The organism is Massilia sp. MP_M2 (genome assembly GCF_039123635.1).
Classification (GTDB): Bacteria; Pseudomonadota; Gammaproteobacteria; order Burkholderiales; family Burkholderiaceae_D; genus Telluria.
The window spans coordinates 413,737-430,156 of record NZ_JBCHJF010000001.1; the positions used below are offsets into that span (position 1 = coordinate 413,737).

Here is a 16,420-nt window from a genome sequence, read left to right on the forward strand (position 1 = left end):
AAAAGTTGCTGCCGTGTGTGCATGCACCGGTTCAGAACGCGCGCTCCAGCGCGGTGCGCGCGTGGCGGCGCTGCCAGAACGGCGAATCCGGCCAGCGCCGTTCCAGTCCGTAGAAATAATTGCGATTGGCCAGGTACTCGGTGAAACGGGACTCGACCGCGTGCTGGTAGCTGGCGTCCAGATCGCTTCCCGTTGCGAGCGCGGCGGCAATGGCGTGCGCCGCCGCGATGCCATCGGCGAGCGCCTTGTAGATGCCCTGGGCAGAGAGCGGATCGAAGCACGACGCGGCGTCGCCCACCGCAAGCCAGCGCGCGCCACAGACGCGATCGAGCAAAAAGCTTGGGACGACCCGCGCCACCAGGCTCGCGGCGACGAAGCGCGCGCCGCCCAGGCAGACTGCAATCTGGCGCGTCGAGAATGCGGCGCGCAGCCACGCGCTCTCGCGGGCGAGGCTGGCGTCACGGATGGTGTCGGCGTCGCCAGCAAACGCAACAGCCATGCGGCGCCCCGGGATCGCTGCCGCGTACCACCAGCCATCGGGCACTGCCTCGAGGAATGTCAACCGCGAATGCACCGTAGCGGGAGGAAGGTCGAAGAAGCCATACACAAAGGTCAGGCGATCGAGCGCCATCTGGCGGGCGCCCGCGCGCCGCGCGAGGACCGACGAACGACCGGTGGCATCGACGACAAAGCGCGGCTGGATGGCGGGGTCGCCCGCCTCTTCTGCCAGCAGCGTCACGCCCGCATTTTCGGCCTGCCGGCACAGAAACGCGTCGAAGCGCCCGCGATCAAGGTGCCAGCCGCTTCCCTGCGGATTGAGCAGATAGTCGTTATAGCCAGGGGTTGCGCCGCCCCAGGTCGAGCAACTGCCCAGGCAGGGTTCATGGCCCTGCTCGATGAACGCTTGCCAGAGGCCAAGGCGGTCGAGCAGGCCCCTTGCATCGGGCGGGATCGATTCGCCGATCGCCCCCTGCCCGGCGAATGGGTCACGCCGCCCCATCAGGCGCACGCCATCGACGCCCGCGCGCGCCAGCGCCAGTGCGCACGCTGCGCCCGCCGGGCCGCTGCCATGGATGATGACTTGCGCAGCGCCGCTCAATGCACGTTCCCCATGCCATGGATGCGCCCGGTCGGATGCTGCCCACGCCTGGCGCGCGGGGTACCGAGCCGCAGCGTGAATGGCTTGTTACCGGGCACAGGACAACCAGCACGAATCCAGAGTTCGACGACATCGCGGCACGAACCCGTATTGGGCGCCACGGCCGGCTGGCCGAAGGCGGGGCCCATCGGCCCCGTGGGCGCGATCAGCTCCATCAGGAAACGGCTGTTGGCAGGGTCGCCAGGCTTCACGAGCGCGTTCACGGGCGAGGCCAGCGCCGTCATCAGCACGGGCGTGGACTGCCTGAACCACCAGTCGATGCCGTGGACGACACCATGTTCGTCGGCCATCCAGTTGACCGCGTGGCCAGCGATGCCCTGCTGGACGGGCCGCAGCTGGTCGATAACCGCCGTCATCGCCTGGGCGGGCGATACGGCAGGCGCTGGCGCTGGCGATGGTGCGGGTGCGGGCTGGCCGAGCGAATTCGTGTAGTCCTGCCAGAGCTGGATCTCGCTGTCGGTGAAAACGCGGAACATTGGGCCTGTCTCGAAGCTCATGAGCTGCAACATGCGGCTGTTGGCCCATTGTCCCGGAATCAGGTAGCCGTGCTCGACCAGCGCATCGAGGAAGGCTGGCGGATTGGCGAACCAGTCATCGATCCGGCTGGGACCGACCATGTGGTTCTGGTGGTTCCTGCTGCCAAAGTCGGCCTTGTTCTCGATCATCGAGAGCATTTGCGCGCGCAGGTCGACCGGCGTCGTGATCAGGTGGAGCAGGTCATTGCCGAACGTACCAATGGTCGAGAACGCGACGAACCCGTTCCAGATACGGCGCCATGCCGCCTGCACCGCCGTGTCGCCGCCCGACGCACACTGGTTCTGCAGGTACAGCATGATGGCGTCGCGCGCCCGCTGCCCATGGCCGTTCACTGCGTTGTCGATGCCGATGTGCATGATGTAGAAATGCGGATCGAGCCCCGTGTAGACCATCGAATCACGTGTCTGCTTCAACTGCACGACTTCCCATTCCAGCATCAGCGTCATGCCGAGCAGTTCCGGCAAGTAGCACTGCGTGAACTCGGAGATCGCGAGCTGGAACGCCGGCACGGTGAACGCGCTGTCGAGAAACTGCGGATCGAACGCAAATTCGCGCGAGTCGGTCGGCTGCGGGTAATAGCCGATTGAATGGCAGAGATCGCGGTAGATATTGCAGTGGTTCATCGAGACGACGCCGTCGCCACGCTCGTCCATCGACACCGAGAACAGCAGCGACTTCACTTCGTCCATCGGCCCGACACCGCCGATATTGCGCAGCCAGGCGCCATCGATCAGGTTGAATGGCGCCCACTGGATCGTGTAGGTGCACATCTGGTCGTAAGTCGTAAACTGCCCATCCTGCGCGGGATCGAAGTCCGCGGCTTCATCGACGAGTTGCTGGTAGATCAGCTCGAGCCGGTCCGTGAATGCCCCTTCGGTGTAGCGGAAGAAGGCGCGGTCTTCGGGCGAGCCCGGGTTGTTCGAGAAATCCTGCGCCCATTTGAGCCAGGCATCCACATAGATGCGCGCACTGTCGCGCACTTCCGGATACGTGTCGACATTCTGCAGCTTGAAAAACAGGTCGCGTGGATCGAGGCCGCGCGTTGGATCGTCGTTCACGCTGGTGGCGATATTGGGGAACGGCGCCACGCGCTGGCGGTCGGTGTCGACCAGCTGGCTCTGGACTTCCAGGTACCAGCTGGCCGGCAGAGCGTCGGACGCCAGCCTCTCGCCTGTCCGGGGTTCACGGTCCGTGGGCGCCGGTACCTGCGTTGCCTGCATGACGATGCCGATGCGGCTCCAGTTCATCAGCATGTCACGGCGCACCTGGTAGCGGCCCCAGTTCTCGGCATAGGCAGATTGCGTGCCCTCCCCTCGCACCGACCAGCGCTGCTGGCCCAGTTGCCAGAATTCGTTCCAGGTCGGCGTGTCCGGCGAATCGTCGCTTGGCGACGCATCCGGCGCATCATTCGAACCCCAGAACACGTCGCCGTCGTTGTAGACCGCCACCGGGCGCTGTGCCGGCCAGGACCAGAACAGCGTGCGGTTGCCCGCCGGATTGGGCGATGGCGGATGCGTGGCGCAGCTGTTGTAGTCGGTATGCCAGGGCACCGCCATGAATTTTCCGAGATCCCCCGGTTCCAGGCCATCGGCCTCGGCATGGCGCGGCACGTAACCCGCAGTCAGCAAGGGCACGCCCGCCGGACGCGTGCTGGCGTACGCGAGTGGTTTGGCGCGCAGCCGGAACGGGCCCGCGACCGACCACGGCAACTGGTAGATGGCCGCTTCGCGCATCACGAAGGTCAGGTCGATGCCGGGGCTGAAACGGCCACCGAGGCAGTTCACGAAGGTGGCCTTGTCGAGCAATTCGCCCGGCCCCAGCGCCGCACCGGCACCCGGCAGGTAATTGGCCTTGCCGGCATTCCACCGTTCGAGGAAGAAGTATTGCGTCTTGCGCAGGGTAAGGAAGGACTCGCCGGCATCGCCCAGGTGCGCCGGCATCAATGCGATATTGTCCTGCTGCGCCGGATCGTACGGGCTGCGAAAGATCGCCTTGATGCCCGCGAGGGGTGTGGTGGCGGGATCGTCGGCTGCCGAGATGGCAGTCAGGGCCGCATGGGCCGACATCGCGCGCTGGTTCAGGTTGACCACCCATTGCTGCATGGCCGCGCTGCTGAAGATCGGCTGGATCTGGTCCTCGAACGTGGGCCGGTAGCCGGACTGGAAGCCGCCCTTGTCCGCGTCGTACATGGCCGGTGCGAGCTTCTGGGTGCGCACCCAGGTGTCGTAGATGTCATCCCACAGCGAGACGACATTGAGGATCTGCGGCGCGAACGCGGGGTCGGTGGCGCTCACCCAGGCGCCCTGCACCGCCGCGCGGCTGCCGTCGTCGAAGACGAGGTGCGCCGATACGGGCCCGTCCCCCGTGTCGTCGAACCACTGGTCATTGTTGACATCGTCGTCCAGCGTCGGCGCCTGGCCGTCGATGTGCCAGCCGGCCGCCTTGCCGTAGCCACCCAGCACGAGCAGCCGGCCCTTGCCGTCGGTCAGCAGTTCGCCGAGCGTGTCGATCGCCCCGCTCGGCGCGTCCATCTGCGTGAACGAGTCATCGGGAAACGACTTCGGATAGTGCGGCAGCGGGACGATGACGCCCTGGGTGTCGACATGCTGCGCCAGTGTTGGCTTGTCGAACCGCACGGCGGGCGCGTCGGCGCCCGAAATGACGCGCGGGCCCGGATCGATGGTCAGCTGGAACACGCGCTTCGGCTCATTCATCAACCCGATGCGGCGCGACACGGGGGGCTGCGGTGCATCGGCATGTTCGAGACTGACATTGCGCATCGGCGGCAAATGGCCATCGCCGTAGCTGGCGATACCCTGGCGCCCTGTCTCGGTGAGAACGAAGCAATTGGCTTTCTTGTTGGCGAGATGGACCGTCCAGAGGATGTCCGTTACCGTTCGCGCGCCCACCTTGCTGCCGATGACGACTTCGACGCCATCGCCACGCGGCCAGGTGGCGTTGTCGTCGTCCGGATAGACGAAGACCCGGAACCTGGCCGCCTGGCGCTTGAGCGCACCGGCAGCGTCGCGCACATCGGCACTGGTGACGACCTCACTCTCGCTCCCCGCCCGGATCGGCAAGCCGCCGCTGGGCGTGCTGCCGCCAAGCCCCGCACCCGCCATCGTCTCTGGCGCGATCACGTAGTCGACACTATTACCGACGCGGGCAATGCCCACGACAGGATGGACGCGAAACTGCTCCATGATGATTCCGATCAAGTTGATGGGTTGGGGGATACGTCAGTGAGTTCGGTCATGAGCCGGTTGCGGGTAGCACGGGCGCGCGCCAGCCCCTCGGCGATCGTCCCCGCGCTGTAGGCACGCGCGATGGCGGCATGCGCACCCGGCCCTGCGACGTCATCGCCAGCCAGCAGGCTGCGCAGGGCGCGTTGCTGCGCGATGAGCCGTGCCTGATACGCCCACCACATCGCGGCCACCTCTGCCGAGCGACCGGCTGTCTGCGCCAGCGTGTACAGCCCGCGATACGCCCAGTAGGCCGAGTCGGTGCCGTAGTGATCGTCGCCACGTGCGTAGGCTTCGGGAATGTGCTCCAGAGCGCTAAAGAACGGCAGGTAGGGGGCGCACAGCGGCGTGCCGACGCATTGCCAGATCAGCGTGCGCAACCCGTCCGGCATGGCGCCATCCAGGACGATCACATGACTTTCCGCCGTCTTGCTCCAGCCAATGGGCCGCTGGCCGATGCCTTCGAGCGCGGTGCCCTCGTAGCCTGCGCGCAGCACCCCCATCACGTCGCCGGGGCCGATCGGGTGGTCCGGGGCCAGGAACAGCGGATATTGCAGCTGGCGTACCGGCTGCGCGTGCGATGGCGTCAGCAACAGCTGGGCCAGCCAGACGCGGTCCACGTCGTATGGTTGCCCCAAATCGCCAAACGCAGCGGCGAAATCGAAACAGTGCGGGTCGGCCTCAGCCAGCAGCCGATGCTCACGCACGAACTGCAGCAAGCCCGCCGAGTGGCGCACATTGGCGGTGTCGTCCAGGTCGACCCCATGCACCCGCAGCGCGTTGGCCACGGCAATGTAAGCGCCGGCCGGCAGGCGCACGGCAATCCAGTGATGGCCGCTTCCGATCTCGACGTACCAGGTGGCCGATGGATCGGCCAGGAACAAGCCGTTGGACTCGCTGGCGCCCACCGTCTCCATATACCCGGACAACAAATCGAGCGCATGGGAGGCAGAACGGGCCTGGGGCAGCAGCAGGGTCGGCAAGATGCTCTCGGCCAGGCCGGCGCCCTCCCCGCTGGCGGCGTCGCCGACAAAGGGGTCGGCAGCCTGGGCAGCCAGGTTGGCGGTCATGGAATTGGTGGCGGAGATCGCGAAGTCGCAACTGTTGACCCCGCGCTCCTCGAACAGGAAGCGGTTACCGATGGCGGCGATGGCTTCGCCCGCCGCACTGGCGTCGGGCATGCCGGTGTACGCGTAACTGGTGGCCGGTACCGGCACCCGCATGCCGTTGCCCAAGGTCCAGATACCATTGACCATCGAGTTCGGGAAGGCCCGCCATTCAGGCTGCGCGCGCCTGATCATGGCCTTGTTCCAACTGGCGTTTTTGCAATCCTCGTTGCGCCCCACGAGCAGACTGCCGTCGCTACTGGCGTCGCGCCCTACCGCGATACTGGTGCACATGCTGCCCTCCCGGTTACGTCACACATGCGTCAAGACAGCGCGCTGGCGATGCAAAGGCGCCAGCGCCGCGATGGGATCACGACGGCATGATGGGTGCGCCCGGCGCCTGGGCCTTGAGCCAGTTGTCGACAACGGCGCGCGGCACGGCGCGGGTGCGGCAATGCATGGCATCGGTGCCCAGCCACGGAAACGCCGGCTTGCCTGCAATACCAATGACCTGGTAGCCGGGCAGCGCTTCCCTGTAGACCATGAGCGCCTGCTGGTCGAACTGCTCATGGCCAGGGCCGGCCAGCGGCACGTACACACACTGGTTGAGGATCAGGCTATTGGTATAGGCCGCCGTCGTGGCGCCGTTGTCGGGGCCCGGGATATACATGTCCTGCACCATGGTGCGATAGACCCGGAAACCGTCATCGGCGAACGATTGCGCGATCCGGTCGAACGCCTGGTTGGTGGCCGCATCCTGCGACTGTGCGATCAGTACCTTGTTGTCGGCCAGGAACTTGCCCCAGCAATCGACGTGACCGATATAGGTCCCGGTGGGGTCGGACAGCACGTGATACGACGCGATACCCATGAAGCGATTGAGCTGCTGCAGGATGTAGTCGAGCCGCTGCTCGAGCACCGCCGTCGTGGGGTTCGTGTTGTCTTCCTCGTTCCTGGTGGGCAGTTCGTTCTGGGTTGCCACCAGATACGACGAAGCGATCTTGTTCTGGCCGGTGACCATGTAGTTGCCGCCCACATCGAGCAGGCCGGTGAAGTACCAGTCGTGCACGGGCAGCGGCGCCAGCGCGCGCGGGTTCAGGGCGCCCCAGCTGGCCTTGTTCCACGCCCGGATGGGGGCATTCAGGAAGTCGGAAAAAGCAATGGCCGCATAGTCGTCATTCGGCCGGAAAATACCGAGGCCAAGATGCGGATCGACACCTTCGGCCCCGTCCACCAGGCCGACGCTGCCACCGCCCAGCGTCGTGTAGGTGTGCTTGGCGATCGCATAGGCGCCGGTGACATTGTTACGCATCCACCAGGGGCCGAAGTCGCGCGTCCAGAAGGTGTCGGTGTCCCACGGCACCAGGTGCAGATGGGTCGGGTAGTACGTCAGCTGCAAGCGCTCGGCCTCTGCGGCCAGGCTCGCGTCGATCACCGGCTTCATCGCGGCGTCATCGCACAGCACGAAAATATGCACCGGATTGCCAGTGTCGTTCTGCTGCATCCGAACGATCAGCTCATCCGGTATGCCGAACGCACGCGGGCCTGACGGCGTCAGCTGCGCCTGCGTCATCGGTGGCGCCTGCACCCCGGGATACGCAATCAGCACGCCACCCATCGGGGCGTACTCGGGAATGGCGCTGACCGACTGCGGCGTGTCATCACGGTAGATTTTACTGGCCGGCGGCAGTGCATTGCCGACCTGGGACTTGAACGCCGTCGCCAGTTGGCGGGGCGTGGGACGCTTCGGGCGCGTCAACTGCAGCAGATGAGAGGACTTCGTCAGATCAAGCGACATTGTGTTCTCCAGAGGTTGGATCAAGCACCTGTTTGTCATACCGCACACCACGGAATCAGCGCTGCAGGATTGCATTAATAACACTTTTTTATTTGAAAAAAAGACATGCTGACGGCTCACAAACTCAATGTTTGAGCAAGCTCAACAAAGGTGAAAAAGATTGGCGACGCGACGCAACGAGCTGCCCCTGCATGAAATTCGCAGCCGTGGAACTGATGGGGGTATCGGGCCTTGATCATGGCGAAGCTGCGTTGAATGCCGTGCGAACCGCCGCCACGTCACGGCCAAGTTGTTGTGCGTTCGTGAAGTCACGCACGGACTTGTCACGCCCAGGCGCGCATCCTGAGGTGTTGAGGAGATACCCATCTCAGATGATCTGTCGAACCGAGGCAACACGGACCGTCACCTCATCGGTCTCACCGAGCACCACGAGGTTCGCTATTGGACCGATGCGCTGGGCATCAGTTCAGAAGAGCTGGAGCGTGTGGTTCATCAGGTGGGCAACAGCGCAGCCAAGGTGCGCCAGCATTTGAAGAAGTAAGCCCGCACTCTCACGAAGAAGGCATGCAACAAGACAACGAGCCCGGCACCTTGGGCTGCGATGCCGCTGGTGAGCTGAGCTTGCGTGTGCACGTCCCGCAGCACCAATCCCGTTTAATTGAAAAGCAATTTGCTCACATTCCGTTCTGGAGAATTTGATGAAACCCTATGTAATTTGCCACATGATGTCGTCCATCGACGGGCATGCGCTCACCGATGGCTGGGACCGGCCATTCAAGAAAGCCGCAGACGCGCTCTATGAAAAGCTGGCCAAGACCTTCGAATTTGATGGCTGGATTTGCGGGCGCACGACCATGGAAGAAATCGCCCATGGCGAAGGTTATCCAAAAGGTATGGCGAAAGAGCCGATCCCACGCACGCCCTATTTCGCCAAGCGTGACGCAGCGACGTACGCCATTGCCATTGACGGTCACGGCAAGGTTGCCTGGAAGAGCAACGAAGCGCTCGGCTCGCACGTGGTCGCGGCCCTGACAGAAGCCGTGCCGGACGACTATCTGGCCTACTTGCAGTCGATCGACGTGTCCTATTTTTTCGCGGGCAAAACCGACATCGATCTGGCGCAGGTGGTGCAGACGCTGGCCGATGAGCTGGGCACGAAGCGGTTGATCGTGGAAGGCGGTCCTCACGTCAGCGGCTCCTTTGTCAGTGCCGGCCTGGTTGATGAGGTCAGCGTCGTGATACTGCCGCTGATCGACGGGCGCGGCGATCATCCTGCGTCGTTTGAAATTGCCAAGGAAACGTGGACCCAGCCGAGTTACCTGAAACTCGCCTCGGCGGAGGTTCAGGACGGTGGCGGCGTCTGGCTGCGTTACAAGCGGTCCTGACGCACTCGGCGCGCGATGATCATTGATCCACGCGCGCCAGCAGGGTTGTGAGCCTGAGACCGTCAGGACTGGCCAGGGTTCATTTGCTGTGCTTGCCAAGCCGCTTGCCCAGGGCGATTCCTGGCTTCTCGACGTAGTGGTATGCCATGCCAGACAGGGCCAGAGTGACCAGCGCCAGTACTGCAACAAACACCCAGTACACCGGCACCGACATATCAGCCGCCAAATCTTTGCCGACAACAAAATTTATCGCCGCAAATAGCACGATCCCATGGATTAAATAGATGCCATAGGCGAGTTCACCGAGCCGGTGAGACGTCGGCAGCGAGAACAGGCCAAACATGTCGGCCCCGCCGGCAATCACACAGAAGGCGGCGATCAGCGCGATACACGGCGCAATCTGCAGCAGATTGTCGAATTGAAGCGCTGCAGCAAGACACAGCAGCACCAATACCGAGGCCACTGTTTTCTCACAAAACCGCGTAAATCTTGGATCACGCACCAGATACGCAGCCAGGATGCCACCTAAAAATACCGCTGCAAATCGACTGTTCAATCCGATCCACCAACCGATGATCAGCGCTGCGACCGAGACCAGCAACAAGAGCCAACCTGGACGTTGCCCCACAGCCAGCGAAATCAAGGGCAGAGCCAGATAGAAACACCACTCGTAGCGGAGCGACCATGTCACGCCAGCCATGATGATCCAGGAATCGGTGTGTCCGTTGAGTGGCGCGGCGGTAGGCATGGTGAACAACAACCACTTCGCGACAGCGAGGAAAATCGCCTGCAAGCTGTCGACGATGCGCCAGTCTGACAGGTGGGCAACGGCTAGAAAAACAAATATCAGAACCACGTAATAAAGCGGTGCGATACGGAAGAAACGGCCGATGAAAAATGCTTTCCAGTCAAACCTGCGCCCCCGCGCATTCAATAGTTTGTCATAGAATAAAAAACTCGTGATCATGAAAAACATGAGAACGCTGGCTTGGCCAAGAGGCCCGTATAGATTTGGCCGAGGCACATCCCATTTGCCTGTCTGGACCAATACGAACCACATGCAGGCATGGTGCAACATCACGAAGAGTGCGAGATATCCACGCAAACCATTGATCGTGCCAAACCGCATCGGTGGATGACGCTTGCCTTCAAATACAAACGTGATTCTGATCGCCAAAAATGCCAGGAGCGTCAAAGCGACAGCGAAGACAGGATTAGAAATATTCATATAAATTGGCGACGGTAGTTACCCTGCAATGGGAAACGAGGGGGACGGAACTTCACCGAGCGCACCTGCGCGCCAAGTGCCCCAGCGATCCGACTATCTTGGAGTACGCCTGCAGCCAGTTCGCGCACGCCAGCAGGAAGATCAAACGCCGCATCTGTCGGCGCCGTCCGGACATGGTCAAACGACTGAGGTGATCATTTGAATAGTACAGCCTAATCTATAGTAAAACGGGCAAAAAAAATCCTCCGGATCAGGAAGATTTTATTCACTAAATCAAGGACTTGTGTTCTGGCGGAGAGGGGAAGTCGAATCATGCCTTGAAACCCGCACAGATACTAGAGTTTCGCGTTCGCAACCTCGGTCATACCGTCAAAGATACCGTCAAAAAATAAAACATGCAGCAGCTACGCTCAAGCTGACTTTTGGCTCAGCGCCCGCCCCAAACGTCTCATAGAAATAATCTCAGAGCCGTTACATCGGCGCAACGATTTTGAGTGCCTACGCTCAACCTCGCTGGCGCTCTTGGACTTGATTACGCCCTTGAGCCTGGTTACGCGCTTGAATCTTCGTTTGGATCTGGGTATACAGCTCCGCCTCAGCATTTTCGAAATCGGTGACGGTAACTATCAGCGCGTATGGCTCCTGCTCCAGGGCGACAGCCTTCCCCCATTCACGGTCTTGGCGTGTGACTACGACAAACCATTTCTCGGTCGGTCTACACTGACGGAAATGCCATATCGATGCTTGTGCAGTTCCACGGTCACGGGTCTGCGCAGTTATCGTCCGATTCGTAGTTGCATCGTCATTTCTAGACTCAGCCGTTGCTTGCGTATCATGATTGAAGTGATTCGCCACCTCGTCCAAGCTCTTGCCCCTAACGAATCGGAAGCTAATTTTTGTAGCAGTATATTCGATGCGCGTGGTTCGCACCTCTGGGGTATATGCCAAAGAAATTCTCAACTCCCTGGAAGCGCGTTTTGAGCGCAAGAATTCCGAAGGTAGAGGCAACTCGAAGAATTGGTGCGAGTCATTTTCTATGGCATCTTCAATCATAAGCACGACTGCATTTTCAGATGACCTGTAAAGCAAATCTTCGTTTACAACGCCATAACCCGCCACATCCCGAGCAACATCCCTATTGAGAGTATTAGGATCTTCCTTATAGGCTTTTTTCAATTCCTCAGAAAAAGTGCCCTCAATTTCACCAATCATCGCAGCATGATTAAGCAGTGCCGCCCGAACCAAATTTGCAGACGAATTTGGATATTGATTGAGGAACCGCCCCGCCAAATGCGACACGTATGGCGCTGAAAAGCTAGTTCCCGATTTTTCCGAGAACAATGTGTTTCCAATGAAGTCACTCCTGCAAGCCAAAACCCCAAGGCGCGAATCAACGTTTTGCCATTGTTTTCCTTCGAATCTCATAGGATTGGCGAAATTACCTCCATGTGCAACCAGCTCAGGCTTGAGCGCACCTTTCACACTGGGGCCGTGACGAGTGAATGGCGAAGGCTGATTTTCGATTGCGGGAGAAAGATGAGAAATGTCATTCTCGCGTTGCTGAGCATCCTTCGTCGCATTGTGTCGAGCTAAGCTTCCAACAGTCAAAACATTTAACGCCGGGGCTGGATCAATTATCCTGTTCTCGTTATGGATTAGATACTCTGGATATTCTTCACGCCAACTTTCCCTTGGAACAGGCGGATCTTCCGATCCATTGAAATTGCCACATGAAACGACGAATAAGACTCCCTTGCTTCTCGCCAAGCGATCCAAGGTATAGGCCATTCCTTTTATATGCCGTTGATCATATGGAGAATTGGCATTCCCAAAAGAAATATTAAATATTCGACATCCCAACTCGGAAAAATAGTTAACGGCTTCGATAAGTGTAGATTCGATAGTTTTAACATCGAAATCACAGCCTTCATTAAGCACTTTTCCGCTATAGATCCAAAGCTCAGGGTGCCAATAGTCGCTAGCGTTACACGCTTCTAGATCTCCATACAGAGCGATGCTCGCAACCGCAGTTCCGTGACCATTCCGATCACTCTCATCTTCGTCCGAGATAAATGTAGCACTCTCGCCCATGGATGATTTAAGGAGCGGATGATTTGCATTTACGCCACTGTCCAGAATACAGATCTTTGTAGCGGTTTCGCTTGGGGAGGGAATACTGCTCGGAATTTCGGCGATATCCCGATTAAGCTGAAAATTGTATTCAATCCCGGTTTCAGGCAACAAATCAACACACCTGACATCCATATGATTCAACAACTCCTTTGCTTGAGAATGTGTCACTTTCAACCTATACATCAAAAGGCTGTCTAAGTTAACCTTATCAAGATTTTGGATTTTTTCAGCAACGAGCCATGCCTCAAAAGCAGCGCACAACCGAATCCTCTCAGGGTGATTGGCTGCATAGATGGGCCAAAGCTCAATATCTAACTTAAATGACTCATCCGTTGGAAACCCTTTACGTTGAACAGCCCAACTAGTTCGATCAGCCTCAGTCCAGCAGTCAATCCCACTCAACGCCTCAAGGATCTGCTTATAAGTTATATCTGTATCGTTCTGTCCAAGACGGTCAAGATGGTCTGAGAATTTCATCAAACCCTGCTCGTCAGCAAAAACCACGCAAACTTGGCTATCTTCTTGGCTGATGAACTCTACGCCGTGTATACGCAGATTTTCAAAGGTTAGCGCGCCTTCGTATTGAAGCTTGAAAATATAAGTCTGTGTTGACGAGGGTATCAGCTTACCAGCGGCTGATCGAGCGCTGGCGAAAAATGCGTTCAGCCGTCTGCCGTGTGCTCGCACATCTTCGCGCCGGACGAAAAATGGAGGATTGCGGGTGCGACGGGGGTTTTCTAAGACTTCTCTTTTAATAGTTAAATGCTTGAAGCCAGATTCCATCCCACACCCATAGCAGAGTCAAAGTTACCTTATATTACTCCGACTTTCTCTCGCTAGGGCACTTTTAAGATCTTTCACAGTCAAAAACTCTTGGCTTCGCAGGATCATATGTTTAACAGCGCGCCGTATAGTTCGTTCTATGTCTGCTCCGCTCATTCCCTTAAACCCCCCCACCACATCTGCGTCATCCAGTTCAAATTGCCGCCTGATTCCTCGCAGCTTCAGTTGCAAAAGCTGAACGATCTGTGCCGGGCCTGGCAGTAGGAACTCGATGGTGTCATCGAAGCGTCGCCAAATTGCGCTGTCCAAAATTTGCTCATGATTAGTCGCAGCCAAAATCAGGCTTTTGCCTTGATAAGCATCCATCATCTGCAACACAGCGTTCACGACTCTACGGAGTTCGCCATGCTCACTACTGTCGTCACGCTCCTTGCCAATAGCGTCAAACTCATCAAACAAAACAACCATTGAGTGTCCGGCGACGAATTCGAATACCTGTCGAAGGTTAGCCGCCGTTTGCCCCAAGAAGGACGATACCAATGCATCGAGGCGCACAATCGCGAGTGGCATATCAAGCTCAAAAGCAATGACTTCAGCTGCCAACGTCTTACCGCACCCAGGCGGCCCATAAAGTAGGACTTTCCCCGCTTCTTTCATTCCGTAACTTCGTAGCAAATCGGAACGCCTGTGCTCCTCCAGCAGGTCGTCAACCGCAGCAACACTAGCAGCACCAACGATAAGCTCTTCTAGCGAGCGTTGCGGCTGCCGAATATCGAGCAACGGGAAGCCACGCTCTTTATCAACAGGCGACGTTGGCAGCTTGTTTGCCCGCCCAGGATCCACATTTTGGTGATCCCCGTATAGAATTCGCTCTAAGTCGTTGGCAAGCAAGTGATGCTGCTTTTGCCTCTCGTTCTCAATAATTGCCTCTGACGCACGACGAAACACCGCTGAGTCCCCAGTGGTGCCAGCTTTAATCAGCTGTCGAAGTATTTTTCCGTTCATCATTGCCCCCAAATCCATTGCATTTCTACCATGCATAACATGGCGATAATTCATTGTAAGCCAGACAATGCCGATTTTATAAGTAAATCTGCGCTCACAGCTTGCTTAGTGCGGCGACAGTCCTCACGGCATTTCCAGTCAAAGTTTGAGATTGTAGCGGGCGGAGGCTGTCGCTCCAAACTATATATATGGCTACCACTGCGCAACGACCGGCTCCGGATGGCCGTTTCCTCACAGAATTCGGGGAACTGCCGCGCCCTAGTTACTGCTAAAATTCCGACCGTAGTTCTTGCAATACAACGTCAAGCACGGCTGTGTTCTTAGGAGATCCACCACGTATAAGGATACGCGGTTTAACCCCAAAGTTGACGACACATACCCTATCTGCGGGCGCCGAATTTTCTAGGACTTCGTGGTAGCGAGGGTCAGGTCTGACATACAGACACAGGCTCTGCCTTGGCGACGAACATGGCACGCTACAGTTCAGTCCGTGTCAGTTTGTCAGACATGCTCTTCCTGTCGTGACCTGCCCCTCAGTTCGTGACCCTCGGCTCGCATGCAGAGCACCGCAATCTATGGAGGGATCAAGCGGGGAAGTTCCCGGCGCCGATCCAGCTGGGCACGCGCGCGGTTGCCTGGGATGAGCAAGAGCTGGTGCGGTGGCAGGGGAGCTTGAGCCGAGGCGTCAAAAAGCAGCTCAATTAGCCATGTGGGTAGAGATGGGGGTAGGCGGAATTGAAAAAGCCCCTTCATAGGGGCTTTTTAGTGTTTTTGGCGGAGAGAGGGGGATTCGAACCCCCGGTAGGCTATGAAGCTAACTAGGGAATTCCGAATTGTCCTTTCAAACCAAAAGCTTACGCAATGGACGCTGTACTATGAAGGCACCCTCCGCACCCATGCAAGCCCTTGTTTCTATTGATTTTAGCAGGTTTGAATAGTACAGCCTGAGCTACAGTTTCGTCTGCTCTCGGACTACCGGCTCATCCTCCAGCATCGTGCGCAGAGAGTCGGCGAGGATCAAGGCCATAGACGACGAGCCCTGCCGGAAGTAGTCGCGCGTCCGTAACGCGACGGCGCGCAGCCGCGCCACTTCCCACAGCAGCGCGCGCACGTCAGGCGAATCCGGGTTGCGATCTTGGATCGTCTTCAGCTCGTCCTTGGTGAGCGCGGACTTGAAGCGCATGGCGGGATTGCTGTTCATACATACAGTGTAGCACCGCGCCTGATTGACCTCGATCGGGTCGCGCGGCGCTGGGCCGCGCATCATCGGGGCATGGACAATCGAACCGACACGACGACTGAAGCCAGGGTCGACCAGGCTGTGATGCTGGACCCGGCCGCCGGCGCAAGAGCGCTGCGCCAGGCCGGGTTGCCACTCGCGCTGGCCCTTCGCGTGCTACTGCAACCGGCACGGCGGCGCCCTACTTCGGCCAGGCCTCATCCGTCTTAGGTCAGCCATATGCGGAAATTTACCCGGCTGTTGACATGTATGCAATACGCCGATTACGATTGGCCTCTCTCAGACCAACGGCTTGCACACAACCTCTATGGTAATTACGCGATTCATCATGTTTTCTACGGCGGTGGCTATTCTGATTGGCTGCGCAAAAGAAGTGCCTCCCGCAGAGCAGTTTGTGCGCTCGCGTCTTCCCGGAGAGCTGCATGACATTTCCTACAGCGCTGACAAAAAGGTCATATGCGGATCAGTTGATGGCAGGTCAGATGCTCAGCCCGTGCGGTTTTATTCAAAATGGCAGGATATGAGCGTCGAATACGAAGGATCCGACAAGTTCTCAGTTCGAGCCTACGCCGAGGCATGCGAACTTGGCTGGAGCAACGATCAAATCATTGCGGAAGAAAAGCGCCTCGTCGATTACGCAGCCAATCTTGAGGTAGAGCGCAAGCAGGCTGCGAGCCGGGAGGCCCATCAACGCTGGCTAGAACAAAACGCGGAAGCAATCACATCGATGCATGAGGCGGCCCAGAGGGCGAGCGGTCGCTGATTTGACTCGACAGCGATATTCGCCTTGGCAATCACCACATT

At 58.8% G+C, this 16,420-nt stretch carries 13 protein-coding genes; 5 read left to right on the forward strand and 8 right to left on the reverse strand.

Annotated features, from left to right (window positions below):
* Positions 1 to 31: 31 nt before the first annotated feature.
* From RCH14_RS01830 to RCH14_RS01845, 4 genes are all read right to left on the reverse strand, one after another.
* On the reverse strand, positions 32 to 1,099 hold the full coding sequence (locus RCH14_RS01830; protein WP_343024451.1) for an FAD-dependent monooxygenase: 1,068 nt from the start codon (positions 1,097 to 1,099) through the stop codon (positions 32 to 34).
* A complete protein-coding gene (locus tag RCH14_RS01835; RefSeq protein ID WP_343024452.1) occupies positions 1,096 to 4,899 on the reverse strand; it encodes a LodA/GoxA family CTQ-dependent oxidase in 3,804 nt (1,267 codons plus the stop codon). The genes RCH14_RS01830 and RCH14_RS01835 overlap by 4 nt, the downstream gene beginning before the upstream one ends.
* 11 nt (positions 4,900 to 4,910) lie before the next feature.
* The gene (locus tag RCH14_RS01840; protein ID WP_343024453.1) at positions 4,911 to 6,338 is read right to left on the reverse strand and encodes a C69 family dipeptidase; all 1,428 of its coding nucleotides are present in this window, start codon (positions 6,336 to 6,338) and stop codon (positions 4,911 to 4,913) included.
* 76 nt (positions 6,339 to 6,414) lie between these two features.
* Positions 6,415 to 7,842, reverse strand: a complete 1,428-nt coding sequence (locus RCH14_RS01845; RefSeq protein ID WP_343024454.1) for an agmatine deiminase family protein — start codon at positions 7,840 to 7,842, stop codon at positions 6,415 to 6,417.
* Between the two features lie 376 nt (positions 7,843 to 8,218).
* On the opposite strand from RCH14_RS01845, the gene RCH14_RS01850 reads away from it, so the two are divergent.
* From RCH14_RS01850 to RCH14_RS01860, 3 genes are read left to right on the forward strand one after another with little or no spacing between them, the layout of a single operon-like run.
* A complete protein-coding gene (locus tag RCH14_RS01850; protein WP_343025030.1) occupies positions 8,219 to 8,383 on the forward strand; it encodes a DUF3606 domain-containing protein in 165 nt (54 codons plus the stop codon).
* A 23-nt stretch (positions 8,384 to 8,406) separates the two neighbouring features.
* Positions 8,407 to 8,541: a hypothetical protein gene (locus RCH14_RS01855; protein WP_343024455.1), complete on the forward strand. Its 135-nt coding sequence runs from the start codon at positions 8,407 to 8,409 to the stop codon at positions 8,539 to 8,541.
* Positions 8,541 to 9,227 (forward strand): dihydrofolate reductase family protein, encoded by a 687-nt coding sequence (locus RCH14_RS01860; protein WP_343024456.1) that lies wholly within the window; start codon positions 8,541 to 8,543, stop codon positions 9,225 to 9,227. Before RCH14_RS01855 ends, RCH14_RS01860 begins: the two co-directional genes overlap by 1 nt.
* Positions 9,228 to 9,306: 79 nt before the next feature.
* Here the strand turns inward: RCH14_RS01860 and RCH14_RS01865 are convergent, their stop codons facing one another.
* The 3 genes from RCH14_RS01865 to RCH14_RS01875 all read right to left on the reverse strand — a co-directional run bounded on the left by RCH14_RS01865 (position 9,307) and on the right by RCH14_RS01875 (position 14,430).
* Entirely contained in the window at positions 9,307 to 10,455 is a 1,149-nt protein-coding gene (locus RCH14_RS01865) for an acyltransferase (protein ID WP_343024457.1), read from the reverse strand.
* Between the two features lie 504 nt (positions 10,456 to 10,959).
* Positions 10,960 to 13,371 (reverse strand): S8 family peptidase, encoded by a 2,412-nt coding sequence (locus tag RCH14_RS01870; RefSeq protein ID WP_343024458.1) that lies wholly within the window; start codon positions 13,369 to 13,371, stop codon positions 10,960 to 10,962.
* A 24-nt stretch (positions 13,372 to 13,395) separates the two neighbouring features.
* Positions 13,396 to 14,430, reverse strand: a complete 1,035-nt coding sequence (locus RCH14_RS01875; RefSeq protein ID WP_343024459.1) for an ATP-binding protein — start codon at positions 14,428 to 14,430, stop codon at positions 13,396 to 13,398.
* A 486-nt stretch (positions 14,431 to 14,916) separates the two neighbouring features.
* On the opposite strand from RCH14_RS01875, the gene RCH14_RS01880 reads away from it, so the two are divergent.
* Complete coding sequence (locus RCH14_RS01880) at positions 14,917 to 15,081, forward strand: AlpA family phage regulatory protein (protein WP_343024460.1); 165 nt, start codon at positions 14,917 to 14,919, stop codon at positions 15,079 to 15,081.
* 244 nt (positions 15,082 to 15,325) lie between these two features.
* Here the strand turns inward: RCH14_RS01880 and RCH14_RS01885 are convergent, their stop codons facing one another.
* Positions 15,326 to 15,577, reverse strand: a complete 252-nt coding sequence (locus RCH14_RS01885; protein ID WP_343024461.1) for a hypothetical protein — start codon at positions 15,575 to 15,577, stop codon at positions 15,326 to 15,328.
* Positions 15,578 to 15,944: 367 nt separating this feature from the next.
* On the opposite strand from RCH14_RS01885, the gene RCH14_RS01890 reads away from it, so the two are divergent.
* Positions 15,945 to 16,379, forward strand: coding sequence for a hypothetical protein (locus RCH14_RS01890; protein ID WP_343024462.1), 435 nt, complete (start codon positions 15,945 to 15,947; stop codon positions 16,377 to 16,379).
* Positions 16,380 to 16,420: the final 41 nt, after the last annotated feature.